The sequence below is a fragment of the Pantoea sp. KPR_PJ genome, from assembly GCF_041386365.1.
Taxonomy (GTDB): Bacteria; Pseudomonadota; Gammaproteobacteria; order Enterobacterales; family Enterobacteriaceae; genus Pantoea.
On record NZ_JABMIK010000008.1, the window covers coordinates 57,123 to 82,026 of the forward strand.

A 24,904-nucleotide genomic window follows, 5' to 3' on the forward strand; every position below is an offset into this window, starting at 1 on the left:
TTCATGCGGTTAACGAAAATATAGCCTGCGTTTTTACGCATCAGGCCGACCTGCTTAATTCTGACTGTCGCCCTGCGTAAAGCTGGCGTGATATTCCGTTAGCGTGCGGCCCTTAAAGCGTGGGCTCACCCAGCTAAAGAGTGCGTCCAGATCCTCATAAAGACGTTCGATATCCTGCTCATTTTTAAAGGTTGGACTGCCGTCCGGCATAAACTCAGACGAGTGCAGCATAAATTCGACGTAATCCTGTCCTTCTGCCAGTGACTGTTCAATCACGCGCTTCATGCTCGCCACATTGCCCCCTGACGGACGTAGCCAGTAAACCGCCGGGCTACGCTGCTTGCCGCGCAGTTTATACATGCCCTGCTTAAAGGCACTCATCAGTGGAGAATATTTATACTGAATGCTCATCGGCACTTCCAGTAAGGGTGAACGGCCCGGTCGGGAAATATCGGCAGGATCAATGAAATAGGCGTTGCGGGGAAAATGCGTGTAATCTGTGCCGCCGTTACCCTGGGGCGCGCCACGGTTAAAGCGCCAGTTAACGCGCGGCGTAACGGAGCAGTCAACCAGATAGCCCAGTTCAGTCAGGGCGGCGGCATAACGTTCATCAAAAGCCCAGCGGCCCGCGCGGTGGCTACGCATTTTGGTCTGAAAGGTCTCTTCCAGCAGTTGCGTCATAAAAGCGACTTTCGCGCGCAATACGTCGTCAGGGTATTCAATCAGATAGGGCTGCCAGCGCCAGTCATCATCGGTTAAGGGGGCTTCTGGCGGGCTGTTCCAGGCGTGTAAATGCATACCCACTTCACCCTGATTGCGGGCAATCACATCGCGCGCGAATTCAACGTAGGCGGGATCCACTGCCATTTCGTAATTGGTAAGCCAGGTTGGCTTCAGACTGTAGCGTTCACACAGCGACTGAAAACGCGGCAAAAAGGCAGTATTACGCGTGGTAATAGTGCGATGGTTGCGCCAGAGATTATCGCCTTCAGTATCGATGGTAATAAGGAATGATGGCTGTGTCATAGTAGGGTCCTGAACGCCTTACAAAGGCGCAATAGTACGCCTCGCCGTAAGCTGGCGCAAAGTGTTACGTAATGGTTGCGCTGAGCGCAGCGCGATTTACTGCCTGGCAGCGCTTTCGTACTATAGCCAGATAAAGGTGCCCAGATGGCCGACTTTTCTTACTCAATAAGGACATATTTTGTCGAAACGCATCCTGATGGTGATCGATGGCCTGCCCGGCGGCGGCGCAGAAAAGGTGGTGGTAACGCTGGTGGCGGGTCTGCTGGCAGCCGGACACCGCGTTTCTCTCTTCTCGCTGCGCAGGGTGTGTGAATATGCGCTGCCTGCAGGCGTGGATTATCAGGTTATTGAAGATCGCTGTCGACATCCTCTGCGTAAGCTGACGGAACTGCGCCGCCGGGCGCGTCAGCTCGACAACGCGGTGCAGGTCGCCGAGCGCACCGGCGGCGAATTTGATCTGGTTGTCTCACATCTGCATAAAACTGACCGGATTGTCAGGCGATGTGCCACGCTAAGAGCAGATAAAACCTGGTTTTGTCTGCATGGCGTTTTCTCTGCATCTTATCTGAAACATCGTCGTGGAGTGTCTCGCTGGCTCAAGGTGCGCAAAATCCAGCGCGTTTACCAGCAGCGTAACGTGACAGGGGTTTCCGCCTGTGTGCTGGAGGATTTGAAAAGTGCGTTTCGCGTGCGCCTGCGCCGTGAAGCGGTTATTGCCAATCCTTTTGACATCGCAGCTATTAAAACGCTGGCCCAGGCACCGCTGACGCCACCTGCCAGCGAATTTATTTTGCACGTGGGTCGATTTCATGAGACCAAGCGTCATGACCGCCTGCTTCAGGCCTATGCGCTGACCAACCTGACGATACCGCTGGTCCTGCTGGGCAAAGGCAGCGAGGAAAAAACCGCGGCGCTGCGCGCGCAGGCGAAAGCGCTGGGTATTGAACAACGGGTTATTTTTCAGGGTTTTTCTGACAACCCCTATGCCTGGATGGCCCGCGCCAGCCTGCTGGTGGTCAGCTCCGACAGCGAGGGTTTTGGTAATGTACTGATCGAGTCAATGCTGTGCGGCACGCCAGTGGTCAGCACGCGCTGCCCGGGCGGCCCGGTCTCTTTGTTACAGGGCGAGCTGGCGCGCGGACTGGCCGACCTTAATCCTGTTTCTCTGGCAAATGTCATGCTGGAGATTTACCAGCAGCCGCCTGACCTGACACAGATCGATTTTACCGCTTTCGATACGCAGAGAGTGTGCCAGCAGTATCTGTCTTTGATATCAGCAGATTCTGCAGAGCGCTGAGAGAGAGGATGGGACGCCGGGCTGTGCTGTCCCGTTCCCGCTCACCAGCGGCTGTAGGGATACTTGTTGATGTTAATCCCAGCTCAGCACCACTTTTCCTGATCGCCCGGAACGCATCTCGTCGAAGCCCTGCTGGTAATCATCAATATGAAAGCGATGCGTAATCACAGGGGTCAGATCAAGGCCAGACTGAATCAGCGCGGCCATCTTATACCAGGTTTCAAACATTTCACGGCCATAAATCCCTTTGATAAACAGCCCTTTAAAAATCACCTGGTTCCAGTCAATCGCCATCTCGCCTGGCGGTATGCCCAGCAGGGCAATCCGCCCACCGTGGTTCATTACCTCCAGCAGCGTGCGGAATGCAGGGGGAGCACCGGACATCTCCAGCCCGACATCAAACCCCTCTGTCATGCCCAGTTCGCGCATCACACCGCGAAGATCGTCCTGCATCACGTTTACTGCGCGCGTGACGCCCATTGATCGCGCCAGCGCAAGGCGATAGTCGTTGATATCGGTGATCACCACGTTGCGGGCACCAACATGTTTACACACTGCCGCAGCCATAATCCCGATAGGGCCCGCTCCGGAGATCAGAACATCTTCGCCCACCAGATCGAACGACAGGGCGGTATGTACCGCATTGCCAAAGGGATCGAAAATGGCAGCAAGCTCATCGGAGATATTGTCGGGAATGCGGAAGGCGTTGAACGCCGGGATCACCAGATACTCGGCAAAGCAGCCCTGACGGTTAACGCCCACGCCGACAGTATTGCGGCATAAATGGGTACGTCCGGCACGACAGTTGCGGCAGTGACCGCAGGTAATATGCCCCTCACCCGAGACGCGATCGCCGACAGCAAAACCTCGCACCTCCTGGCCGACAGCCACCACCTCACCCACATATTCGTGACCGGTGATCATCGGCACCGGGATGGTTTTGCGCGACCAGTCATCCCAGTTGTAGATATGGATATCGGTACCGCAGATAGCGGTTTTGCGGATTTTTATCAGCAAATCGTTATGACCCGGTTCCGGTATCGGCGCATCGGTTACCATCCAGATACCTTCCCGAGCGTGAAGTTTGGCTAAGGCTTTCATTCAACGCTCCTCAGGCGATTACGCCGAGCTGTTTGCCAATGCGCGTAAAGGCCTCAACCGCGCGCTCCAGCTGCTGCTGGGTATGGGCTGCCGAAATCTGCGTGCGGATACGCGCCTGCCCGCGTGGCACCACGGGATAAAAGAAACCGGTGACGTAAATGCTCTCCTGCTGCAGCAGACGGGCAAACTCCTGTGCCACGCTCGCTTCCCCCAGCATCACCGGAATAATGGCGTGATCGGCACCGGCCAGGGTAAAGCCCGCCGCAGTCATCTTCTCGCGAAAGAAGCGTGCGTTCTCCCACAGGCGCTGGCGCAGACCATCGCCCTCGCTCAGCAGGTCAAGCACGCGAAGAGAGGCAGCAACAATGGCCGGGGCGAGCGAGTTAGAGAAGAGATAGGGGCGTGAACGCTGGCGCAGCCATTCAATGACCTCCGCACGCGCGGCGGTGTAGCCACCGGATGCGCCGCCTAAGGCTTTACCCAGCGTGCCGGTAATGATGTCAACGCGGCCCATGACGTCACAATATTCGTGTGTACCGCGCCCGGTGGCTCCTACAAAGCCAACTGCATGTGAGTCGTCGACCATGACCAGCGCATCGAACTCCTCGGCGAGATCGCAGATAGCGCGCAGACTGGCGATGACACCATCCATTGAAAAGACACCGTCAGTGGCGATAAGGAGATGGCGCGCACCTTTTTGTCGAGCTTCTGTCAGGCAGGCACGCAGCGCCTGCATATCATTATTGGCGTAGCGATAGCGCTGCGCCTTACACAGGCGGACGCCGTCAATGATTGAGGCGTGGTTCAGCGCGTCGGAGATAATAGCGTCTTCTGCATCAAGCAAGGTTTCAAACAGGCCGCCGTTGGCATCGAAGCAGGAGGAGTAGAGAATGGCATCCTCCATACCCAGAAAGGCCGCCAGCTTTTTCTCTAACTGTTTATGGCTCTCCTGCGTGCCGCAGATAAAGCGCACCGATGCCATGCCAAAACCGTGCGAATCCATGCCTTCTTTTGCCGCCTGAATCAGCGCGGGATGATTAGCCAGACCTAAGTAATTGTTGGCGCAGAAGTTAATAACGTTTTCGCGTTCACCAACCCTGATATGGGTTCCCTGAGCGGAGGTGATGATGCGCTCCTGCTTAAACAACCCTTCCTGATGTGCAGTATCCAGCTGCTGGCGGATGTGCTGATAGAATTGCGCTGGCATCATTGTTCTCCTCAGATAGCGGAAATTCGGCACATCTTACTGAAGGAAAGAAGGGTTAACGATAAATCGACCAGGAGAATGTCAATTTTGCAGCATAGTTCACGTCAGAGACCGGGGGAGTGGCATGGTGTCAGAGTCATCTGGCTGTCTGCACCGTGATGAAATGTTATGATATGAGACATTAGCGCGTGAAACCCCCTGTTTCACCCCCATAACTTTTAAGGTACAGCACATGATTATCGTCACTGGCGGCGCAGGAATGATTGGCAGCAATATCGTCAAAGCGCTTAATGACCGCGGCATGAGTGATATTCTGGTGGTCGACAACCTGAAAGACGGCACCAAGTTCGTCAATCTGGCCGACCTCAATATCAGCGACTACATGGATAAAGAAGAGTTTCTGACCTATATCGCGGCGGGCGAAGATTTCGGCCCGATCGAAGCGGTATTCCATGAAGGTGCCTGTTCTGCTACCACCGAGTGGGACGGCAAGTACATGATGGATAACAACTATCAGTACTCCAAAGATCTGCTGCACTACTGTCTGGAGCGTGAAATCCCGTTCCTTTACGCCTCATCTGCGGCGACCTACGGCGGTCGCAATGATAACTTCATCGAAAAGCGTGAATATGAGCAGCCGCTGAACGTCTATGGCTATTCAAAAATGCTGTTTGACCACTACGTGCGTCAAATTCTGCCGGAAGCGGCGTCACCGGTCTGTGGTTTCCGCTACTTTAACGTTTACGGCCCGCGTGAAGGTCACAAAGGCAGCATGGCGAGCGTGGCGTTCCATCTCAACACGCAAATCGCTGCCGGTGAGAATCCAAAGCTGTTTGAAGGCAGCGACGGCTTTAAGCGCGATTTTATCCACGTAGATGACGTGGTCGCGGTAAACCTGTGGTGTTGGGAAAATGGCATTTCCGGCATCTATAATTGCGGCACCGGCCGCGCGGAGTCATTCCAGGAAGTGGCTGATGCGGTGCTGAAATTCCATCAGAAAGGGCAAATTGAATACATTCCTTTCCCTGACAAACTGAAAGGTCGTTATCAGGCCTACACTCAGGCAGATCTCACTAACCTGCGCGCAGCAGGCTATGACAAACCCTTTAAAACCGTTGCGCAGGGCGTGGCTGACTATATGGCCTGGCTGAACCGCAGCGCATAAGGAACGCGTACCGGCGATGAAAATTCTGGTAATTGGCCCGTCGTGGGTCGGCGATATGATGATGTCGCAAAGTCTCTATCGCACCCTCAAGGCTCAACATCCGGATGCGGTGATCGATGTGATGGCACCTGCATGGTGTCGTCCTTTGCTGTCGCGCATGCCGGAAGTTAACCAGGCGCTGGCAATGCCGCTGGGGCACGGCGCCCTGGCGTTAGGCGAACGCCGCCGTATTGGCAAAACGCTGCATGCCAGCGGTTATGACCGTGCCTATGTGCTGCCCAATTCCTTTAAATCAGCGCTGGTGCCTTTCTTCGCCGGAATTAAACGTCGCGTCGGCTGGCGTGGTGAAATGCGCTATGGCTTGCTCAATGACATACGCGTGCTGGATAAAACGGCTTTTCCCCTGATGGTAGAGCGCTATATTGCGCTGGCGTATGACACCCCGGTAACCTCGGCGCAGCAGCTTCCGCAGCCGCTGCTCTGGCCACAGCTTCAGGTAGAAGAGCAGGAGATGATTGAAACGGCAGCACAGTTTCAGCTCTCTGCGGAGCGTCCGCTGATAGGTTTTTGTCCGGGCGCGGAATTTGGTCCGGCAAAACGCTGGCCACATTACCATTACGCCGCACTGGCACAGCAGCTGATTGCGGAAGGCAAGCAGATCGTGCTGTTCGGCTCGGCAAAAGATCGTGCCTGTGGCGACGAGATTATCGCGGTACTCCCTCCAGAGGCGCGCCCCTACTGTCGCAACCTGGCGGGTGAAACGCAGCTTGAGCAGGCGGTTATGTTAATTGCACGCTGCAATGCCGTGGTCAGCAACGACTCAGGGCTAATGCATATTGCCGCTGCGCTTAATCGTCCGCTGGTCGCGCTCTATGGACCAAGTAGCCCTGACTTTACGCCACCCCTTTCCCGTCAGGTGCGCATTATTCGTTTGATTAGCGGATACCATAAAGTGCGCAGAGGTGATGCCGGGCAGGGCTATCATCAAAGCCTGATCGATATCCAGCCGCAGCGCGTTCATCAGGAACTGAGCGAATTGCTGGCGCATCCGCAGGAGACGGCATGCAGGTCCTGATCGTCAAAACGTCGTCCATGGGCGATGTGCTTCACACGCTTCCCGCCTTAACCGACGCCATGCAGGCGATCCCGGCGATCCGATTCGACTGGGTCGTGGAGGAGAACTTTGCCCAGATCCCGACCTGGCACCCCGCCGTGGACAACGTCCTGCCGGTGGCCATCCGTCGCTGGCGTAAACACTGGTTTGGCAGCCAGCAGCGTGAAGAGCGTGTCTGTTTCAAGCGTGCATTACAGTCGCGTCAGTATGATGTGATTATCGACGCGCAAGGGCTGATAAAAAGTGCTGCACTGGTCACGCGCCTTGCCAGAGGTGTTAAGCATGGTCAGGACAGCCGCAGCGCGCGTGAACCTTTTGCCAGCTGGTGGTACGACCGTCGCCATGAGATCGATAAAAAGCAGCATGCGGTAGAGCGCACGCGTGAGCTGTTTGCAAAAAGCCTGGGCTATGAAAAACCACAAACCCAGGGAGACTACGCCATCGCCGCTCATTTTCTGCAACAAGTGCCGCTGGATGTCGCGCCTTATCTGGTGTTCCTGCACGCCACTACGCGTGACAATAAACACTGGTCGGAGAGCCACTGGCGTGAGCTGATAAGCCTGCTCCAGCCCACCGGACTACGCATTAAACTGCCCTGGGGGGCCGATCATGAACATCAGCGTGCGCAGCGTCTGGCAGAAGGCTTTGACTATGTTGAGGTCCTGCCAAAGCTGACGCTGGATGCGGTTGCCCGGGAACTGGCGGCTGCCAGAGCGGTCGTCTCGGTCGATACCGGCCTGAGCCATCTGACCGCGGCGCTGGATCGCCCCAACATCACCCTGTATGGCCCAACCGATCCAGGGCTGATTGGCGGTTACGGACAAAACCAGCAGGCAATAAAAGCCAGTGATGGCAATATGGATTCAATCCGTGCCGAACAGGTCTTTGCTAAGCTCAGGGAATTATGTTGAATGGGATCGCTCTGGAAGCAGATTTACCGCTATACCCACCCACGCACTTACCGGCACAGTGAAAATTTATGGCCGCACGTAAATATCACGCGCGCGCCAGAAGGACACATTCGCTCGCTGGTCTGGAAGGGCAGGCCGGTTGCGATGGAAGACTTATCGGCGCTGCGCGCCAGCCATAGCGGTGATCTGACGATTGTGGCAACCGGGCCATCGGTAAAGACACTCGATGCACAAAAGCTGGCGCAGTTTAGCGCCATGGGCGTTAACGGTGCTTACTCTTTGCACGATCGCCTCAAATTCGATTATTACGTCATTGTGGACCGCGATTTTGTTGCAGACCGGCAGGCAATCATTCGGCAGATTATTCAGGACCGCGAGCTGCTGCTGTTCATCACCGTCCACTGTCTGCACGATATTTTTTGCACCCTGGGCTATGAAGCGGTTAAATGCCGTCTTGCCATTGTTGAAGATGTCAGGCACAAGATCTTCCAGCCGCTGATTGAGCCTGCTGATTACGCCGCCAAAAGCGCGCAGCTGCCGGGGCTGGTGGTCGATCCGGCGAACAGCCAGATTGGATTTTGCCGCGATATCCGACACGGGGTAATCGATGCAGGGACGGTGGCCTACTGGGCGCTGCAAATCGCCTTTTTCTTAGGTGCAAAGAGGATCTTTATTGCCGGTGTGGATATGACCAACTTCTCTTTACCGCGTTTTTATGAAAGTGAAGGCGATGTGATGCCGAGCCTGCTTGAAAGCAGTTTTTCATCACTGATAAAACCGTCGTTTTCGCACGCCAGCCAGATACTGAAAAAGGAACATATCGTGGTTTATAATTTGTCCCCGGACAGCGCCCTTGAAAGCGAAATTTTTGAAAAGGTGTCGCTGAATGATCTCTGAGTCCAGACGTACGCTAATTGCAAAAATTGCTTCCTTTTCATTTATGGCATTTTTATTTTTAATGCCGATATTTCCTTCACAGGGCAAGGTTAGCAACTTTTTCTATCTCTCGTTAATCCTGATGGTTATTGTTTTTTTAGCTGACAGGCAACGCTTTAAGACGTTTATTCAGGGGTTGAAGGTGCCGCTGATAACCACCAGCCTTTTTCTCGTTTATTTTAGCCTGAGTACATTGTGGAGTGACGGAGAGGGCACGTTCTCTTCTGCCCTGAAACACAGCATCTATATTCTTTTTTTCATGCTGATGATTAACCATCTGATTAAGCATTATAGCGTGTTGACGGTGCATTCAATCCTTTTCTCTGCCACCTTCGTGCTGTTAATCCTGACCTTTGTTTTTGTCGATAAAAGTACCCTGCTGACCGGTCGGCTGGAAAATGGTTTTTTCAGCGCACCCAGCAATGTTATCGATCTGGGTGGCTATTTCGCCATTGGCATCATCAGTGCACTTATTGTCTCACGGGAAAGCGGCAAGCATTGGCTCTATCTGCCCGCTGCGCTGCTGTTTATCGGTCTGTTACTCACGCAAAGTCGCGGGCCACTGCTGGCGCTCATCGTCTCTTCGTTTTTGCTTTTTGCCAAATATAAGCACATTCATCTGCGACATATGCTGTCCACTGTTGCCTGTTTTATTTTAATTGGTCTGTTTTTCTATTTTACCGGCTATGGCAGCGAATATTCGCAGCGATTAATTGACGCCTATCAGCAGAGCTACGTTCGCTTTGGTATCTGGCACCACGCGCTGGAGCTGGCGGAACAGAAACCCTGGTTTGGCTGGGGCTTCGATAAAACGCTCTCCTTCACCAATAGCCTGGGCGCAGTGGTTACCACCACGCACAGCGTTTATTTGGGTACGTTGTTGAAGGGCGGCATTGCCGGGCTCATTCTGCTGGCAGCGGTGATGGCGGCAGGATTAGGCTGCGCCTGGCGGCGCTTTCACGAGGCGATGGCGCTGGAGGCCATGCTCTATTGCTTCTCTCTTATGTTTTTTGTCACGCAGGGCATGTTCGTTATTGGCTCCCCTAATGAATCCTGGATGCTCTTTTGGTTGCCGCTGGCGGTCGCTATGGCTTCGCGACGTCCTGAACCGGTGAGTCGACAGCGCTAAGCGATTCAGAAAGACAGCAGCGCCTGGATCTGTGCAAAAACAGATTCAGCGCTGATTTTCCGCAGCGGCAGCTTTGCATCGTCTCCAGCCTGCGGCTCAACCCGAATCGTTTTATGCAGATGGGGATCCTGGTAGGGGCCAGTATGACGCGGGTTCGCTCCTACATAGAGACTCAGCGTCGGCGTTTGCGCAGTGATAGCCAGGTGTAGCGGCCCCGTATCACCCGTGACCAGTAGCGTGAAAGTCCCAATCTGCTGGATAAGCTCAATCAGCGTTGTTTTGCCGATCAGCGAAGTAATATTGGGGTGCAGCGATTCAGGCAATAAATTTATAAACTCCTGCTCAAGCCTGGCATCCTGACGCGCACCGGTTAAGACAATTTCAGCCTGCGGGTCGGCAGCTAAAATCAATCTGGCCAGCTCAACAAAATGTTCCACTGGCCAGCAGCGATCGGGCTTGGATGCACCCATCTGAAAACCAATACGGCGTTTTTCCAGCGGCTTTGGCGGCATGGCAATCTCCAGGGGAAAAGCCATACTAATATCGCTGGTATCGCAGCCTAAACGGCCCAGCGTATTTAATTTTCGCTGGATAATATGCGTATCTTCCGGCTGCGAGTAGCTATCCAGCCAGCGGTTTAAAACTTTAGGATCTTGCATAAAATTATCACGCACAATATAGGTTGAGCCTGACAGCTTCGCGCACAGAATGTCGTAATAAATATTGGCGTGCAGAATAAAGGTTACTTCTGGTTTAAATGCCCATAGCTTTTTTAACAGCCTGTGCATGTTTTTAATTTTATTATCCCAGATCTCAACCTGATCGAACCACGGACTCTCCTGCACCAGCAGGCTGTTTTTCTGGCTGGTGACAAAGAAAATGTGTGCCTGCGGATAGCGTTTTTTTATCGCCTTAATCGCTGGCGTGTTGAAAAGCAGGTCGCCTAACGCCGTAGTGGAATAAATAGCGATGCGTTTAAATTCAATATCCTGACTCAGCGCAGGCTTTTTTCTGTGCCCGTTAAACAGCGAGTAAAGAGCGATAACAGCGTTAATGAAATATATCTTTTTTTTCAGTTTCATTGGCATTAAAAGCGACTAATCACAGAAATTGAGAAGCACACACTTCTCTGCATGCAAAATTGCGCATCCATCATAGAGGATGCGCAACGGATAACAAGCCACTTGCGATCTGCATGACTTTTTCAGACCGCGATCAAAACAGTTGCCTGATGGTAGTAACCGGCAGGCTGGCGGCGATGCTTTCCCATACCACGCCAAGCGCCCTGGTTGCCGGAACGGGTTGCTGTTTGATGTTACATACGCCTGGCGGCTGGAAGTCAGGTTTCGTCGGGCGCGGCTGCGGTTTTGACGGAGTTGAACCGCGATGCAGCGGCTCATTAAGCAGCTGGGCCGGACTCACCAGCGTGATGTCTGAGGGCAGCGTTGGCAGCATCTGCTGGAGCACGCGTACCGTATTAGGATGCGGATGGCCAATGGCAATAGCGTAACCATCACGCTGCGCCAGTTTTACCGCGCGTGTAAACTGCTGGCGAATGGCATTGATATCCTGACTGTCATCCAGAAATACACGGCGTTTTAGCACCTTAACATGCGTGCCCTGAGCGGCAGGCACCGACTGGCTGTTGCCAATCGTCATACTGTCGAGAAAATAAAAGTTATAGTGGTTGAGCGCCTGCATCACCTTCTGCATACCGGGCAGGCTGGAGGTCATTTTGCTGCCCATATGGTTGTTCAGGCCCACAGCATAAGGCACGTTATTCACGGCATTGCGCAGGATGCGCGCAATCTCTTCGCTGCTCATCTCTGGCGTCAGCGTATCTTTTTCCAGCGGCTGTTTGCTGAGTGGCGCCATCGGCAGATGAATCAGCACCTCATGACCCCCCTGATGCGCTTTGATCGCCATCTGACGCGCAGCCGGCGCGTTGGGCAGCACGGCAACAGAGATGGCGGCGGGCATTTGCAGCACCTTGTTTTCTTCCGCAGGACGATAACCAAAATCGTCAATAACAATAGCGAGCTTGTCCGCATGGGCTGCGCAGCTTAACAACAGTCCGCTGATTGCAGCGGCGAGATGGCGACGTTGAAACAACACTTATCTTCCTAACCACGGCAGTGGATTGACGGCCTGTCCCTGACGGCGGATTTCAAAATAGAGCGATGGCGTGCCGCGGCCACCACTGGTGCCCACAAGGGCAACAGGCTGTCCTGCCTTCACCTGGGCACCTACGCTCACCAGCGCGCTTTGGTTATAGCCGTACAGGCTCATATCACCTTTGCCATGCTCCAGCACGACAACCAGCCCATAGCCCTGTAGCCAGTCCGCCATTAATACGCGGCCATCAGCGATCGCTTTTACTTCCGATCCTTCCGGCGCATCAATGACTAATCCCTTCCAGCGCAGTTCGCCCTGTAGCTGTTCGCCAAAGCGATGTTCGATACGGCCGCGTACCGGCCAGAGCGCCTGGCCGCTTGCGCGACCCAGCCCGCCGGTGCGGGCCACCAGTTCGCGCTCGCTCTGTGTCGGCTGATAGGTCGAGCCTTTGGCTTTCGCCTGCGCCTGACGCTGGCGCACTTTTTCCGCTTCCCGCGCCTCGCGCGCCGCGCGTTCTCGCGCCTCGCGTTCGGCCCGGGCGATTTTATCCTGCAGACGGCTCTCGTTCTGGCGCATCTCAACCAGATCGGCCTGATCTTTTTCCAGCGCGTTTTCCAGCGCGCTCAGCGTTTTCTTACGGGCCGCACTTGCCTGCTGCAGCTTCTCCTGCTGGCCTTGCTGCTGGGCTAACAGACTTTTTTGCTGCTGCTGTTTCTGCTGGAGTGAGCTTTTTTGTTCACCCAGCGTCTGTCGGGTTTTTTGTAACTCATCGATGCTCTTTTGCCGCGCGTCGTTGAGATAGCCAAAATAGGCCAGAATGCGCTCGCTGCGCTGGCTCTCTTCGCCACCAAGCAACAGCTGCACACCATTATGTTTTCCCTGTCGGAATGCCGCATCCAGCTGCTGAGAAAGCAGACTTTCCTGCTGCGACTGTTGCTTCTCAAGACGGGCAATGGAGGCGGTCAGCTGGCCGATCTCGCGGTTGAGCGCGTTGAGGCTGTTGCGGGTTTCGCGCAGCTGACGGCTGGCCTGCGCAATCACTTTTTCCTGGCTTTGTAGCTGATCGAGCAGCTGGCTGCGCTGGATTTTTTGCGCTTTAACGCTTTTTTCTTTTTCGGCAATATCTTGCTGAATGGATTTCAACTGCGACTTGCTGTCGTCAGCGCTGTACGCGGCGGTGGGCAATAACAGAACGCCCGCGCAAAGCAGGCTGAAGGAGAGAATGGACAGGCGTACAGGCAACGGGGTTTTTTTTCCGCTGTGACGGGTCCTTGTGGCTAAAACAGTCGCTTTTCCCTTCATAGGCCAGTGATTATTCCACGACGAACAGCCGCTTACCAGCGCCACGCCATGAGATTTCCTTTTCGAAAGATGTCCGCATTTATCTTAATTCTGAATAAGCGTTGTGCCATTTTTGCGATACGGCAATTTTTTTTGGAAAATGACGCACAAATCGTAACTCTGGCTGCTTAGCGTCTGTACATGAGAAGTGGCGCAGGTATACTCAGAACCCTTGTTTTTAGCTTATTAGCCCGGTCTGGAGTCTTTACCCCTCATGCAAGAAATTATGCAGTTTGCAAGCAATCACACCATCCTCAGTCTGGCATGGGTTGTTTTACTGGTTCTGGTGATTGTGACCACCTTCAAGGGAATGTTTTCTAAGGTGAAAGTAATCAGCCGCGGTGAAGCGACCCGCCTGATTAACAAAGAAGAGGCGGTAGTAGTGGACGTGCGGTCGCGTGACGATTACCGCAAAGGACATATTTCGGGTGCCATCAACGTTGCCGCCGCAGATATCAAAAAAGGCAGCTTTGGCGAACTGGAAAAGCATAAAGCTCAGCCCATAATTGTGGTGTGCGCGACCGGCCAGAGCGCAAGCGAACCGGCTGAAAAACTGAGCGCCGCTGGCTTTAGCCAGGTGACCGTACTGAAAGACGGCATCAGTGGCTGGAGCGGAGACAACCTTCCGCTGGTGCGCGGAAAATAACATTCACTGAGGTAGGCAATATGGCCAATGTTGAGATTTACACCAAAGCGACCTGTCCTTTCTGCCACCGGGCGAAGGCGCTGCTGAGTCAAAAAGGTGTGGCGTTTCAGGAAATCCCCATCGACGGGAATGCGGCGAAACGCGAAGAAATGATCAAGCGCAGCGGCCGTACTACCGTGCCTCAGATTTTTATTGATGCGCAGCACATCGGCGGTTGCGACGACCTTTATGCGCTGGACGAGCGTGAAGGATTAGATCCGTTACTGCAGGCGTAAGGGTGCAGGATTTTTCAACTCACAGGACTTAGTCAGATGTCAGAACAAAACACCAACGAAATGCAATTCCAGATTCAACGCGTATACACCAAAGATGTCTCTTTCGAAGCGCCGAACGCACCGCAGGTTTTCCAGAAAGAGTGGGAACCGGAAGTGAAGCTGGATCTGGACACTGCGTCATCACAGCTGGCTGACGAAGTTTATGAAGTGGTATTGCGTGTAACCGTAACCGCCAGCGTCGGCGAAGAAACGGCCTTCCTGTGTGAAGTTCAGCAGGCAGGTATCTTCACCATTAGCGGCATCGAAGGTACACAGATGGCCCACTGCCTGGGTGCTTACTGCCCGAACATCCTGTTCCCGTATGCGCGCGAATGCATCACCAGCCTGGTGTCTCGCGGCACCTTCCCGCAGCTTAACCTGGCACCGGTCAACTTTGACGCACTGTTCATGAACTATCTGCAGCAGCAAGGCGAAGGTGCTGAATCACATCAGGATGCCTGATGACTACACACGCTTCGATTAGCGTCATCGGTGCCGGTTCATACGGCACCGCTCTGGCTATCACGCTGGCCCGCAACGGCAATCCTGTGCTGCTGTGGGGACACAATCCTGCTCATCTCGCGCAATTACAGATCGAACGCTGCAACAGCGCTTTTCTTCCTGACGTTCCCTTTCCCGACAACCTTGAGCTTGAGCCCGACCTCGCTAAAGCGATTGCGGCCAGCCGCGATCTGCTGGTTGTTGTACCAAGCCATGTGTTTGGCGACGTGCTGACGCAGATTAAACCGCATTTGCGGTCTGAATCGCGCATCGTCTGGGCCACCAAAGGGCTGGAGAGAGAGACAGGACGACTGTTGCAGGATGTGGCGCGCGACATCCTTGGCAAAGAGACACCGCTTGCGGTGATTTCGGGACCGACGTTCGCCAAAGAGCTGGCGGCTGGTCTACCGACCGCCATTGCGCTGGCGGCGACCGATGCGACTTTTGCTGAGGATTTGCAGCTGAAGCTGCACTGCGGCAAAAGTTTCCGTGTCTATAACAATCCCGATTTCGTCGGAGTGCAACTGGGCGGTGCCGTTAAAAACGTTATTGCTATCGGTGCCGGGATTTCAGACGGCATCGGCTTCGGCGCAAATGCGCGCACGGCGCTGATTACACGCGGTCTGGCAGAAATGAGTCGGCTGGGTGCCGCCCTGGGTGCCGATCCCACCACCTTTATGGGCATGGCAGGTCTGGGCGATCTGGTATTAACGTGTACCGATAATCAGTCGCGTAACCGCCGTTTTGGCCTGATGCTGGGCCAGGGCGAAGAGGTAGATAACGCGCAGCGCATTATCGGACAAGTTGTAGAGGGGTTCAGAAACACTAAGGAAGTGAAGGTGTTAGCTGAGCGCGTTGGCGTTGAAATGCCGATTACCGAGCAAATCTATCAGGTACTCTATTGCGGAAAATCGGCGCGAGAGGCAGCATTGACTCTGTTGGGCCGTACACGGAAGGACGAAAACAGCCCGGGCTGATGCAGGATGCACAGCATTATCACCTGTAGCGCCATTCAGGCGCTTTTTTTATCGGGAGAAGAGAGCAATGTCGTCTGATGAGCTGGAACTGGTCTGGAACAATATTAAAGCGGAAGCGCGCGCACTGGCCGACTGTGAGCCAATGCTGGCCAGTTTTTATCATGCGACTTTGTTGAAACACGAGAATCTCGGCAGCGCCCTGAGCTATATGCTGGCGAACAAACTCTCCAACCCCATTATGCCCGCTATCGCTATCCGCGAAATTGTCGAGGAAGCCTATCGCCAGGATCCGACAATGATCGCCTCGGCTGCACATGATATCCAGGCAGTGCGCCAGCGCGACCCTGCGGTAGATAAGTACTCAACGCCGCTGCTCTATCTGAAAGGATTTCATGCGCTTCAGGCTTATCGCATCGGCCACTGGCTGTGGAATGAGGGACGCCGTGCACTGGCGGTCTATCTGCAAAATGAAATCTCCGTCTCGTTCGCCGTTGATATCCATCCTGCGGCGCAGATCGGCCACGGTATTATGCTTGACCACGCTACGGGCATTGTCATTGGTGAAACCGCAGTAGTTGAGAACGATGTCTCCATTCTGCAGTCGGTGACGCTGGGTGGTACGGGTAAAACCAGCGGCGATCGCCATCCAAAAATCCGGGAAGGCGTGATGATTGGTGCTGGCGCAAAAATTCTTGGCAATATTGAAGTGGGGCGCGGCGCAAAAATTGGTGCCGGCTCCGTGGTATTGCAGCCCGTGCCGCCACATACGACGGCAGCAGGCGTACCGGCACGGATTGTAGGCAAACCTGCCAGTGACAAACCCTCAATGGATATGGATCAACACTTTAACGGCACCGTGCCGGGTTTTGAATTTGGCGACGGAATCTAATTAAGCCTGGCGCCAGCGTAGTCAAGCTGGCGCCAGGCTTCATACACCACCACCGACACCGCATTTGACAGATTCATGCTGCGGCTCTCTGCACGCATAGGAATACGGATCTTCTGATCAGCGGGAAGCGCATTGAGGATGTCGGCCGGCAGTCCGCGGCTTTCCGGGCCAAACAGCAGATAATCCCCTTCCTGATAGTTTACCGCGCTGTGTGCCGGCGTTCCTTTGGTCGTGAGCGCAAACAGGCGTCTCGGCTGCTCAGCCTGAAGAAACGCGGCATAATTCTCATGCTTCTGGATGGCGGTAAATTCGTGGTAGTCAAGACCGGCGCGACGCAGACGTTTATCGTCCCATGCAAAGCCGAGCGGCTCTATCAGATGCAGACGGAAACCGGTATTCGCGCAGAGGCGAATGATGTTGCCGGTATTAGGTGGGATTTCTGGTTCAAATAAGACGATGTTAAGCATAAGGCCCCCGATAACAGGGGCCAGAGCATAACAAATTATTGTCGGCTGGAGGAGTAAAGCGGAAGCCAGAGTGTCAGCCGCAGACCGCCAAGAGGGCTGTCATCCGCCTTCACCCAACCCCGATGCTGCTGGATAGCGGTTTCCACAATCGCCAGGCCCAGCCCGGTCCCCCCGGACTCACGGTCACGCGCTTCGTCGGTACGATAGAACGGCCGGAAAATTTGCTCGCGATCTTCCTGACTAACGCCCGGACCATCATCATCAACGTGCACCGTCAGGCCGCTGATATCGACCGAAAAACTGACGCTGATGTGCGAGTGTGAGTAACGCAGCGCGTTGCGCACAATGTTTTCCAGCGCGCTTTCCAGTGCGTGCGGGTTGCCGTAGAGCGGCCAGGGGCCGGGAGGATAGGGTACATCAAGCTGTTTGCCCATCTGCTCAGCTTCGAATTTTGCATCCTCCAGCACGCCATTCCACAGCTGATTTGCCTTCATCGCCTCACTGACCAGCGCATTCTTATGCTGGGTTCGCGACAGGACCAGCAGATCGTTGATCATGCCGTCCAGACGCTGTGCTTCGGTCTCAATGCGCTCCAGCTCTTTGCCTTCGCCGTGGCGACGGCGCAGCAGTGCTGTCGCCAGCTGCAAGCGCGTCAGCGGCGTGCGCAGCTCATGGCTGATGTCTGACAGCAGGCGCTGCTGTGACGTCATCATCCTTTCCAGCGCGCTGACCATCTGGTTGAAGCTGGAGCCTGCCGCCAGAAATTCCTGCGGCCCCGATTCCAGTTCCGGGTGCTGACGTAAATTACCGCTGGCGACTTCATCTGCCGCATATTTAAGCTTGCGCGCCGGACGTGCCAGGCTCCACGCCAGCCAGAGCAGCAGCGGCGAGCTGATCAGCATGGTGACAATCAGCAGCAGCAGCGGGCGATCAAACAGTAAATTAACAAAATCGAGCTGCGAGCTGGTCGCAGGACGAATCAGATAGAGCTGATAGTTATCTTCACCGTCGCGTACGGCAAAGGGACCGACCATCTCAATGCGACCATACTTTTTTTTCTGCGGATGATCGGCATTGTCAGACTGGCCAATAAAGTTGCGAATGACCTGCATTTCATTGTGCTGTGCGCCAATCACGCGGCCTTCGCTGGTAACCAGCAGCAGGCGTTGGCCTGGCGGAGCCCACTTTTCAATCGCACGAAACAGGCGGCGCCACCACATTAAATCGTTGGGCGGATCCTGTGACAGCTCCGCTTCAACATGCTGCTCAATCATCGTGCCCTGTCGCTGCTCGCTATCGAGCAGCGCAGTCATCTGGCGAGAATCGAGTTTGGGCACCATCAAGACCAGCATCAACACCAGCGCCAGGGTTAACCAGAAGATGGCGAAGATGCGGGTGGTCAGACTGCCAATCATGATGCTGAGACCATCAGATAGCCGCGTCCGCGTAAGGTTTTAAACCACGGATGACCATCGCGACGCTCAGGCAGCTTACGGCGCAGGTTGGAGATATGCATATCAATGGCGCGGTCGAACGGCGTCAGACGCTTGCCGAGCACTTCCTGACTGAGGTGTTCGCGCGAGACCACCTGACCAAGATGCTGTGCCAGCAGATAGAGCAGCGTAAACTCCGTGCCGGTCAGATCGAGCGTCTGGCTGTCAAAGCTGGCCTCCTGACGGCCGGGGTTGAGGCGCAGGCAGTCAACTTCCAGCGTTGGCGAACTGTTGTCATGCTGCTGCTGTTGCTCGCTCCAGTTCGAGCGGCGCAAAATCGCCCGTATACGGGCCACCAGTTCACGATCGTTAAAAGGCTTAGGCAAATAGTCATCTGCACCCAGTTCGAGCCCCAGAACGCGATCCAGCTCGCTCCCGCGGGCCGTTAACATGATCACCGGCGTCTGATGTTGCTGGCGTAACTCTTTCAGCGTGTCGATACCGTTCTTTTTAGGCATCATCACATCGAGTAAAAGCAAATCGACAGAGGTATCCAGCAGGCTTAACGCCTGTTCGCCATCGCTGGCTACCACGACTTCAAACCCTTCCATTTCTAACAGTTCTTTAAGCAGCGAAGTCAATTCGCGGTCATCGTCAACCAACAGGATTTTATTCATTTTTTATTGCCCTCCGCAGGCAAAATACCGTGTTCCTGACTTGTCAATCCAACGCTTTACGTAGTTTTACACCCCCTGACGGATGTTTGCAGCTATCGCCGTACACTGGCTCTCGTTGAATCGCAAAACGGAACAAACTGGAGTAAACGATGCGCACAGTAACCGCCGTCGTCCTTGCCTCAGCGATGGTTCTCAATCACGCCAGCGCAGGAGAAGCAGACACGACGACGATTGACGACATGCATCACGGCGGATTGACGACAGGCAGTATGACGCAAAATCCGCAAAGCCACATGTTTGACGGCATTGAGTTGACGGAAGAGCAGCGTCAACAGATGCGAGACCTGATGCAGCAGGCACGACATAAACGTGCACCCGTCAGCGTCGAAGACATCGAAAACATGCATGGCATGATTACGGCAGACAAATTTAACGAAGCGGCTATTCGCGCCCAGGCTGAAAAAATCGCGCAGGCGCAGATCGAACAGCATGTCGAGATGGCGCGCATTCGTAACCAGATGTACCACCTGCTAACGCCGGCCCAGCAGGCCACGTTGCAAAAGAATTATGAGCGGCGTCTTAGCGAATTACGCGAGCTCTCAAATTTGCAGTCAGCGTCATCGCTGCAAGCAGTGAGTAGTACCAGCAGTAACCAGTAACATAGTATCCCTGTTTTCCTTGCCATAGACACCATCCCTGTCTTCCCCGCCATGATGGCGGGGTTTTTTTTGCCTTTTTGCGCGTTTCAGGTTGGTAAGTCAACCTTTGCCCTCTTATCTGCCACAAACATTAACATTTCATTTAAGAAGGGGACTAACACCCTAAATTAAAAGGTAATTAACAATATTATATTTGCTTACGGGTCGTTTATAGTCAGGAAGGGAAAGCATATGCGGGATAAATATATGTGACGCAGGTTTGGTTTTATTATTAAAGCCGAACGGCAAATTGTTTAAATATATGATAATAAGCAACAGGTTACTAATGAGTCTATTTTTATTGTATATAATACAAAGAGTTATTGTTTATTTCTCTTTCCTTGAATTCTGCCTTGTTACTTCTACAATTAATTCTGTCGCAGCAAGGAAGCTGTACATCCCGGGAATTTAAACGGAGTGCATTAACCACATTACGTAAATCAATCTGAATATATTAACGGAGTAAGTTATGGCAGAACATCGTGGTGGTTCAGGCAATTTCTCAGATAACCCACAAAAAGCCTCTGAAGCTGGTAAAAAAGGCGGACAACACAGCGGCGGTGGCAACTTCAAAAATGATCGTGAAAAAGCCTCTGAAGCAGGCAAAAAAGGCGGTCAGAACAGCCACGGTGGTGGCCGCAGCTCATCCTGACGTCGTAAGAGCGCAGTCGTAAGAGCGCAGCTGTAATCGTGCGTTTCCCGCCCGGGAAACGGTACCCCGTCCTCATTGAGGGCGGGGTTTGTCTTTGCAACAACTCCCTCGATTCTCTTCCTGGCTAGCTGATGTTTAGGCGCGGCAACTCTCCAGATGTTAAACTTTAACCATTCCTCTGTTTTGGGTGCATGCCGGTAACGACACAGGGAGACATTATGCAGCCCATCTATGCGCGTCTGGTCAAGCGTGCTGCGCTGGCCGCGACGATTCTGGCGTCCTGCCTGCTGATTGTGAAAATTTTTGCCTGGTGGTACACCGGGTCTGTGAGTCTGCTGGCAGGGCTGGTTGATTCACTGGTGGATATTGCCGCCTCACTGACCAATCTGCTGGTCGTGCGCTATGCGTTACAGCCCGCTGATGCCAATCATACCTTTGGTCACGGTAAAGCTGAGTCACTTGCGGCGCTGGCGCAAAGTATGTTTATCTCCGGGTCAGCGCTATTTCTGTTTTTAACCGGTATTCAGCATCTGGCAACCCCGAATACGCTGCGCGCGCCGATGGTGGGGGTGATTGTCACCGTGGTCGCGCTGTGTTCAACACTGACACTGGTCGCCTTCCAGCGCTGGGTGGTCCGTCATACCCACAGCCAGGCGATTCGCGCCGACATGCTGCATTACCAGTCCGATGTGATTATGAATGGCGCTATCCTGATTGCGTTAGGATTAAGCAGCTTTGGCTTTGCTCGCGCCGATGCGTTGTTCGCACTGGGTATTGGTGCCTTTATTTTGTACAGCGCGCTGCGTATGGGTTATGAAGCCGTGCAGTCGCTACTGGATCGTGCGCTGCCCGAAGAAGAGCACAACGCCATTCTGACGCTTGCTCTGAACTGGCCTGGCGTTGAAGGCGTTCATGACGTGCGCACGCGTCAGTCTGGGCCCACTAAATTTATACAGCTGCACCTGGAGCTGGATGATGATTTGCCGCTGGTGCAGGCGCATCGCGTCGCCGATCAGGTGGAGAAGGCGTTGCGCAAACGCTTTCCTGGATCGGACGTGATTATTCATCAGGATCCCTGTTCGGTCGTTCCTGTCGAACAGCAGAATTCTCCCGGCTTTTAACCCAATTGGATCAGTTTTGTCGATTTAAAATGACGAAGCGCTAACATTACTGCAAAAAATTTAGTGAAAACTTGTCTGACCTGAATCAATTCAGCAGCAAGCCTTTGATATACTATCTGCCATCACGGGTCGCGCATAACGATATGCCGCTTGGCGGCGCACGACAGGCAGGATTAACTTTTCGTTTTAACAATCCAGAGGTTGTCATGATCAAAAAAATTGGTGTATTGACCAGCGGCGGCGACGCCCCAGGCATGAACGCAGCCATTCGCGGTGTTGTGCGCTCAGCGTTGAGCGAAGGGCTGGAAGTTTTTGGTATCTATGACGGCTATCTGGGCCTGTATGAAGATCGCATGATTAATCTTGACCGCTACAGCGTGTCAGACATGATTAACCGCGGGGGCACTTTTCTGGGTTCCGCGCGTTTTCCCGAGTTTCGCAATGATGAAGTGCGTCAGGTTGCCATTGAGAATATGAAAAAACGCGGCATCGATGCGTTAGTGGTAATCGGCGGAGACGGTTCCTATATGGGTGCAAAGCGTCTGACCGAAATGGGCTTCCCCTGCATTGGTCTGCCTGGCACCATCGATAACGACGTAGCGGGTACCGACTATACCATCGGTTACTTCACTGCGCTGGAAACCGTGGTAGAAGCGATTGACCGCCTGCGCGACACCTCCTCTTCTCACCAGCGTATCTCTATCGTGGAGGTCATGGGCCGTTACTGTGGCGATCTGACGCTGGCGGCATCCATTGCGGGCGGCTGCGAATTTATCGTACTGCCTGAAATCCCTTACACGCGTGAAGAGCTGGTCATGGAGATCAAAGCCGGCATCGCCAAAGGGAAAAAGCACGCGATCGTGGCCATTACCGAGCACATTTGTGATATCGACGATCTGGCAAAATATATCGAGACGGAAACCAAACGCGAAACCCGCGCGACCGTGCTAGGTCATATCCAGCGTGGCGGCGCACCCTGTGCGTATGACCGCATTCTCGCCTCGCGCATGGGAGCCTACGCCATTGAGCTGTTGCTGCAGGGCTACGGTGGCCGCTGCGTCGGTATTCAAAACGAGAAGATGGTGCATCACGACATTATCGACGCCATCGAAAATATGAAGCGTCCGTTCAAGCGTGACTGGCTGGAAACGGCAAAAAAACTCTACTGATTGCTTCTTTTAAAACGGCGCGCTTCGCTGGCGCGCCGCTGTGCGGTTTATCTATATTCCTCTCGGTTATAAATCCTTATTTTTAATTCTTTTAGCTCTAAAATGGTTTATGTCACGCTACCGGCCTAATGACATCGGGAGAGTGCATAATGAATAAGTGGAGTATCGGTCTTACCCTTCTGCTGGCCTCTGCCAGCGTTCTGGCAAAGGATTACCACCTGCTGAACGTCTCTTACGATCCAACGCGCGAGCTGTATGAGCAGTACAATAAAGCTTTTGCAGCACACTATAAGCAGGAAACCGGCGATAACGTAGTGATCCGCCAGTCGCACGGCGGCTCGGGTAAACAGGCTACTTCCGTTATCAATGGCATTCGCGCCGATGTCGTTACGCTGGCGTTGCAGTCTGATGTGGATGCCATCGCTGAACGCGGTCGCATCGACAAAAACTGGCTTAAACGTCTGCCTGACAACTCTGCACCCTATACGTCCACCATTGTGTTTCTGGTACGCAAAGGCAACCCAAAAGGCATTCACGACTGGCCAGATTTGATCAAGCCGGGCGTCTCCGTGATCACGCCAAACCCGAAAACGTCTGGCGGGGCACGCTGGAACTATCTGGCCGCCTGGGGCTGGGCGCTGGATCAAAACAATGGCGATCAGGCCAAAGCGCAGGCATACGTCAAAGCGCTGTTTAAAAATGTTGAGGTGCAGGACTCTGGCGCACGTGGTGCAACCAACACCTTCGTAGAGCGCGGCATTGGTGATGTGCTGATTGCCTGGGAAAACGAAGCGTACCTGGCGGTTGATAAGCTGGGCAAGGACAAGTTCGACATCGTGACGCCGAGCGAATCTATCCTGGCAGAACCAACGGTTTCTGTGGTTGACAAAGTGGTCGACGATCAGGGTACCCGCAAGGTGGCGGATGCCTATCTGACCTACCTCTACTCACCGGAAGGCCAGACCATTGCGGCGCAAAACTTTTACCGTCCGCGCGATGCAGAAGTGGCGAAGAAGTTTGCCAGCGCCTTTGCCCCGGTAAAACTGTTCACTATCGACAACAAGTTTGGCGGTTGGGCGCAGGCGCAGAAGACGCACTTCGCCGACGGCGGCACCTACGATCAGGTGATGAAGCCTTAATCGCATATGAGCAGTGAAAACGGTCAGCCAGCGTGCTGGCCGTTTTTGTTTGTGCGTGACATTGCGGCATAAGCGCGCGAGGATGCGGGCACAAGCCGGAAAGGAGCTTTGCCATGCGTGGACACCGTCTGATTGCGCTACTGCTGTTGGTCCTGATGAGCGGTTTAGTGATAGCAGCTATTCATCTGCAAAAAAACAGCAATGCGCTGTGGCAGATCGTGAGTGAAAAGTGTGAGCCGAACCAGCGTACCATGGGATTGCCAGCGCCCTGTCAGCGTGTCGATCGTGAAAACGGCTATGCGCTGCTGAAAGATCTTAACGGCCCACTGCAATATCTGCTGATCCCGCTGGCAAAAATAACCGGGATGGAGAGTTCGTCGCTGCTCAATCCCGCCACACCTAATTTCATTGCTCTGGCCTGGCAGTCTCGCGAGCAGCTGGCACTACGCCGGGGCGCGCCTGTTGCCGACAGCGCGCTCTCGCTGGCGATTAATGCCGAATATGGCCGCACACAAAACCAGCTGCATATTCATATCTCCTGTCTGCGACCCGATGTACGGCGTGCGCTGGATCGTCTGACTCCTGCGCTCTCCCGCCGCTGGCAGGCGGAAACGCTGCACCAGCATACCTATTTGATACGCACGCTCACGCTGCCGGAACTGACCCGGCAAAGCCTGTTTATCCGCATTGCGCAGGAGATACCTGATGCGCGCGGCGAGATGGGGAAATATGGCGTGGCGATAGCGCAACTGTCGGATGGGCGCCTGGCTGCTCTGGCGCTGGAGCGAAACTGGCTGTTGCTGAATCGTGGTTCGGCGGAAGAGCTACAGGATCACAGCTGCCAGATATTGCAGCCATAAAAAAGGCGGCCAGGTAGCC

At 54.1% G+C, this 24,904-nt stretch carries 26 protein-coding genes; 17 read left to right on the forward strand and 9 right to left on the reverse strand.

Annotation, left to right across the window (positions count from 1 at the left end):
* Window positions 1-54 precede the first annotated feature (54 nt).
* On the reverse strand, window positions 55-1,026 hold the full coding sequence (locus HP564_RS16125; RefSeq protein ID WP_371244743.1) for a deacetylase: 972 nt from the start codon (window positions 1,024-1,026) through the stop codon (window positions 55-57).
* A gap of 196 nt (window positions 1,027-1,222) precedes the next feature.
* Here HP564_RS16125 and HP564_RS16130 point away from each other — a divergent pair, with 196 nt between their 5' ends.
* Window positions 1,223-2,323 carry a glycosyltransferase gene (locus HP564_RS16130; protein ID WP_371244983.1) on the forward strand — a complete coding sequence of 367 codons (1,101 nt, stop codon included), beginning with the start codon at window positions 1,223-1,225 and terminating at the stop codon, window positions 2,321-2,323.
* Between the two features lie 72 nt (window positions 2,324-2,395).
* Here the strand turns inward: HP564_RS16130 and tdh are convergent, their stop codons facing one another.
* Window positions 2,396-3,424 (reverse strand): L-threonine 3-dehydrogenase, encoded by a 1,029-nt coding sequence (gene tdh, locus HP564_RS16135; RefSeq protein WP_371244746.1) that lies wholly within the window; start codon window positions 3,422-3,424, stop codon window positions 2,396-2,398.
* Between the two features lie 10 nt (window positions 3,425-3,434).
* Window positions 3,435-4,631 carry a glycine C-acetyltransferase gene (locus tag HP564_RS16140; RefSeq protein WP_371244984.1) on the reverse strand — a complete coding sequence of 399 codons (1,197 nt, stop codon included), beginning with the start codon at window positions 4,629-4,631 and terminating at the stop codon, window positions 3,435-3,437.
* A 232-nt stretch (window positions 4,632-4,863) separates the two neighbouring features.
* On the opposite strand from HP564_RS16140, the gene rfaD reads away from it, so the two are divergent.
* From rfaD to HP564_RS16165, 5 genes are all read left to right on the forward strand, one after another.
* Window positions 4,864-5,796 carry an ADP-glyceromanno-heptose 6-epimerase gene (gene rfaD, locus HP564_RS16145; protein WP_371244747.1) on the forward strand — a complete coding sequence of 311 codons (933 nt, stop codon included), beginning with the start codon at window positions 4,864-4,866 and terminating at the stop codon, window positions 5,794-5,796.
* A gap of 16 nt (window positions 5,797-5,812) precedes the next feature.
* Window positions 5,813-6,871 (forward strand): ADP-heptose--LPS heptosyltransferase RfaF, encoded by a 1,059-nt coding sequence (gene rfaF / locus HP564_RS16150; RefSeq protein WP_371244748.1) that lies wholly within the window; start codon window positions 5,813-5,815, stop codon window positions 6,869-6,871.
* Complete coding sequence (rfaC, locus tag HP564_RS16155) at window positions 6,859-7,821, forward strand: lipopolysaccharide heptosyltransferase RfaC (RefSeq protein ID WP_371244750.1); 963 nt, start codon at window positions 6,859-6,861, stop codon at window positions 7,819-7,821. Before rfaF ends, rfaC begins: the two co-directional genes overlap by 13 nt.
* On the forward strand, window positions 7,822-8,718 hold the full coding sequence (locus tag HP564_RS16160) for a sugar glycosyltransferase (protein ID WP_371244752.1): 897 nt from the start codon (window positions 7,822-7,824) through the stop codon (window positions 8,716-8,718).
* 181 nt (window positions 8,719-8,899) lie between these two features.
* Window positions 8,900-9,886 carry an O-antigen ligase family protein gene (locus tag HP564_RS16165; protein WP_371244755.1) on the forward strand — a complete coding sequence of 329 codons (987 nt, stop codon included), beginning with the start codon at window positions 8,900-8,902 and terminating at the stop codon, window positions 9,884-9,886.
* Between the two features lie 5 nt (window positions 9,887-9,891).
* Here HP564_RS16165 and HP564_RS16170 read toward each other — a convergent pair whose 3' ends face one another.
* The 3 genes from HP564_RS16170 to envC all read right to left on the reverse strand — a co-directional run bounded on the left by HP564_RS16170 (window position 9,892) and on the right by envC (window position 13,303).
* Window positions 9,892-10,968: a glycosyltransferase family 9 protein gene (locus HP564_RS16170; RefSeq protein WP_371244757.1), complete on the reverse strand. Its 1,077-nt coding sequence runs from the start codon at window positions 10,966-10,968 to the stop codon at window positions 9,892-9,894.
* 133 nt (window positions 10,969-11,101) lie between these two features.
* A complete protein-coding gene (locus HP564_RS16175) occupies window positions 11,102-11,998 on the reverse strand; it encodes a divergent polysaccharide deacetylase family protein (RefSeq protein ID WP_371244985.1) in 897 nt (298 codons plus the stop codon).
* Between the two features lie 3 nt (window positions 11,999-12,001).
* Entirely contained in the window at window positions 12,002-13,303 is a 1,302-nt protein-coding gene (gene envC, locus HP564_RS16180; RefSeq protein WP_371244986.1) for a murein hydrolase activator EnvC, read from the reverse strand.
* A 253-nt stretch (window positions 13,304-13,556) separates the two neighbouring features.
* On the opposite strand from envC, the gene HP564_RS16185 reads away from it, so the two are divergent.
* The 5 genes from HP564_RS16185 to cysE all read left to right on the forward strand — a co-directional run bounded on the left by HP564_RS16185 (window position 13,557) and on the right by cysE (window position 16,669).
* Window positions 13,557-13,988 carry a rhodanese-like domain-containing protein gene (locus HP564_RS16185; protein ID WP_371244759.1) on the forward strand — a complete coding sequence of 144 codons (432 nt, stop codon included), beginning with the start codon at window positions 13,557-13,559 and terminating at the stop codon, window positions 13,986-13,988.
* Window positions 13,989-14,008: 20 nt separating this feature from the next.
* A complete protein-coding gene (gene grxC, locus HP564_RS16190; protein ID WP_371244761.1) occupies window positions 14,009-14,263 on the forward strand; it encodes a glutaredoxin 3 in 255 nt (84 codons plus the stop codon).
* A 36-nt stretch (window positions 14,264-14,299) separates the two neighbouring features.
* Window positions 14,300-14,764 (forward strand): protein-export chaperone SecB, encoded by a 465-nt coding sequence (secB, locus tag HP564_RS16195; RefSeq protein ID WP_371244762.1) that lies wholly within the window; start codon window positions 14,300-14,302, stop codon window positions 14,762-14,764.
* Window positions 14,764-15,780 carry an NAD(P)H-dependent glycerol-3-phosphate dehydrogenase gene (gene gpsA, locus HP564_RS16200; protein WP_371244763.1) on the forward strand — a complete coding sequence of 339 codons (1,017 nt, stop codon included), beginning with the start codon at window positions 14,764-14,766 and terminating at the stop codon, window positions 15,778-15,780. The genes secB and gpsA overlap by 1 nt, the downstream gene beginning before the upstream one ends.
* Window positions 15,781-15,847: 67 nt before the next feature.
* Window positions 15,848-16,669 carry a serine O-acetyltransferase gene (cysE, locus tag HP564_RS16205; protein WP_371244765.1) on the forward strand — a complete coding sequence of 274 codons (822 nt, stop codon included), beginning with the start codon at window positions 15,848-15,850 and terminating at the stop codon, window positions 16,667-16,669.
* Here the strand turns inward: cysE and trmL are convergent.
* The 3 genes from trmL to cpxR are packed head-to-tail and all read right to left on the reverse strand — an operon-like array spanning window position 16,666 to window position 19,246.
* Window positions 16,666-17,136, reverse strand: a complete 471-nt coding sequence (gene trmL / locus HP564_RS16210) for a tRNA (uridine(34)/cytosine(34)/5-carboxymethylaminomethyluridine(34)-2'-O)-methyltransferase TrmL (protein WP_371244766.1) — start codon at window positions 17,134-17,136, stop codon at window positions 16,666-16,668. The two genes, cysE and trmL, sit on opposite strands and share 4 nt — an antisense overlap.
* 35 nt (window positions 17,137-17,171) lie before the next feature.
* On the reverse strand, window positions 17,172-18,551 hold the full coding sequence (gene cpxA, locus HP564_RS16215) for an envelope stress sensor histidine kinase CpxA (RefSeq protein ID WP_371244768.1): 1,380 nt from the start codon (window positions 18,549-18,551) through the stop codon (window positions 17,172-17,174).
* Window positions 18,548-19,246 carry an envelope stress response regulator transcription factor CpxR gene (gene cpxR / locus HP564_RS16220; protein WP_371244770.1) on the reverse strand — a complete coding sequence of 233 codons (699 nt, stop codon included), beginning with the start codon at window positions 19,244-19,246 and terminating at the stop codon, window positions 18,548-18,550. The genes cpxA and cpxR overlap by 4 nt, the downstream gene beginning before the upstream one ends.
* A 149-nt stretch (window positions 19,247-19,395) precedes the next feature.
* On the opposite strand from cpxR, the gene cpxP reads away from it, so the two are divergent.
* The 6 genes from cpxP to HP564_RS16250 all read left to right on the forward strand — a co-directional run bounded on the left by cpxP (window position 19,396) and on the right by HP564_RS16250 (window position 24,885).
* Window positions 19,396-19,905: a cell-envelope stress modulator CpxP gene (gene cpxP, locus HP564_RS16225; RefSeq protein ID WP_371244771.1), complete on the forward strand. Its 510-nt coding sequence runs from the start codon at window positions 19,396-19,398 to the stop codon at window positions 19,903-19,905.
* A 508-nt stretch (window positions 19,906-20,413) separates the two neighbouring features.
* Entirely contained in the window at window positions 20,414-20,596 is a 183-nt protein-coding gene (locus tag HP564_RS16230; RefSeq protein ID WP_371244772.1) for a general stress protein, read from the forward strand.
* A gap of 218 nt (window positions 20,597-20,814) precedes the next feature.
* Window positions 20,815-21,717, forward strand: coding sequence for a CDF family cation-efflux transporter FieF (gene fieF / locus HP564_RS16235; RefSeq protein ID WP_371244774.1), 903 nt, complete (start codon window positions 20,815-20,817; stop codon window positions 21,715-21,717).
* A gap of 206 nt (window positions 21,718-21,923) precedes the next feature.
* Window positions 21,924-22,886, forward strand: a complete 963-nt coding sequence (pfkA, locus tag HP564_RS16240; protein WP_371244775.1) for a 6-phosphofructokinase — start codon at window positions 21,924-21,926, stop codon at window positions 22,884-22,886.
* Between the two features lie 149 nt (window positions 22,887-23,035).
* Entirely contained in the window at window positions 23,036-24,025 is a 990-nt protein-coding gene (locus HP564_RS16245) for a sulfate ABC transporter substrate-binding protein (protein ID WP_371244776.1), read from the forward strand.
* A 113-nt stretch (window positions 24,026-24,138) separates the two neighbouring features.
* Window positions 24,139-24,885: a CDP-diacylglycerol diphosphatase gene (locus HP564_RS16250; RefSeq protein ID WP_371244778.1), complete on the forward strand. Its 747-nt coding sequence runs from the start codon at window positions 24,139-24,141 to the stop codon at window positions 24,883-24,885.
* The last annotated feature ends 19 nt before the right edge of the window (window positions 24,886-24,904 follow it).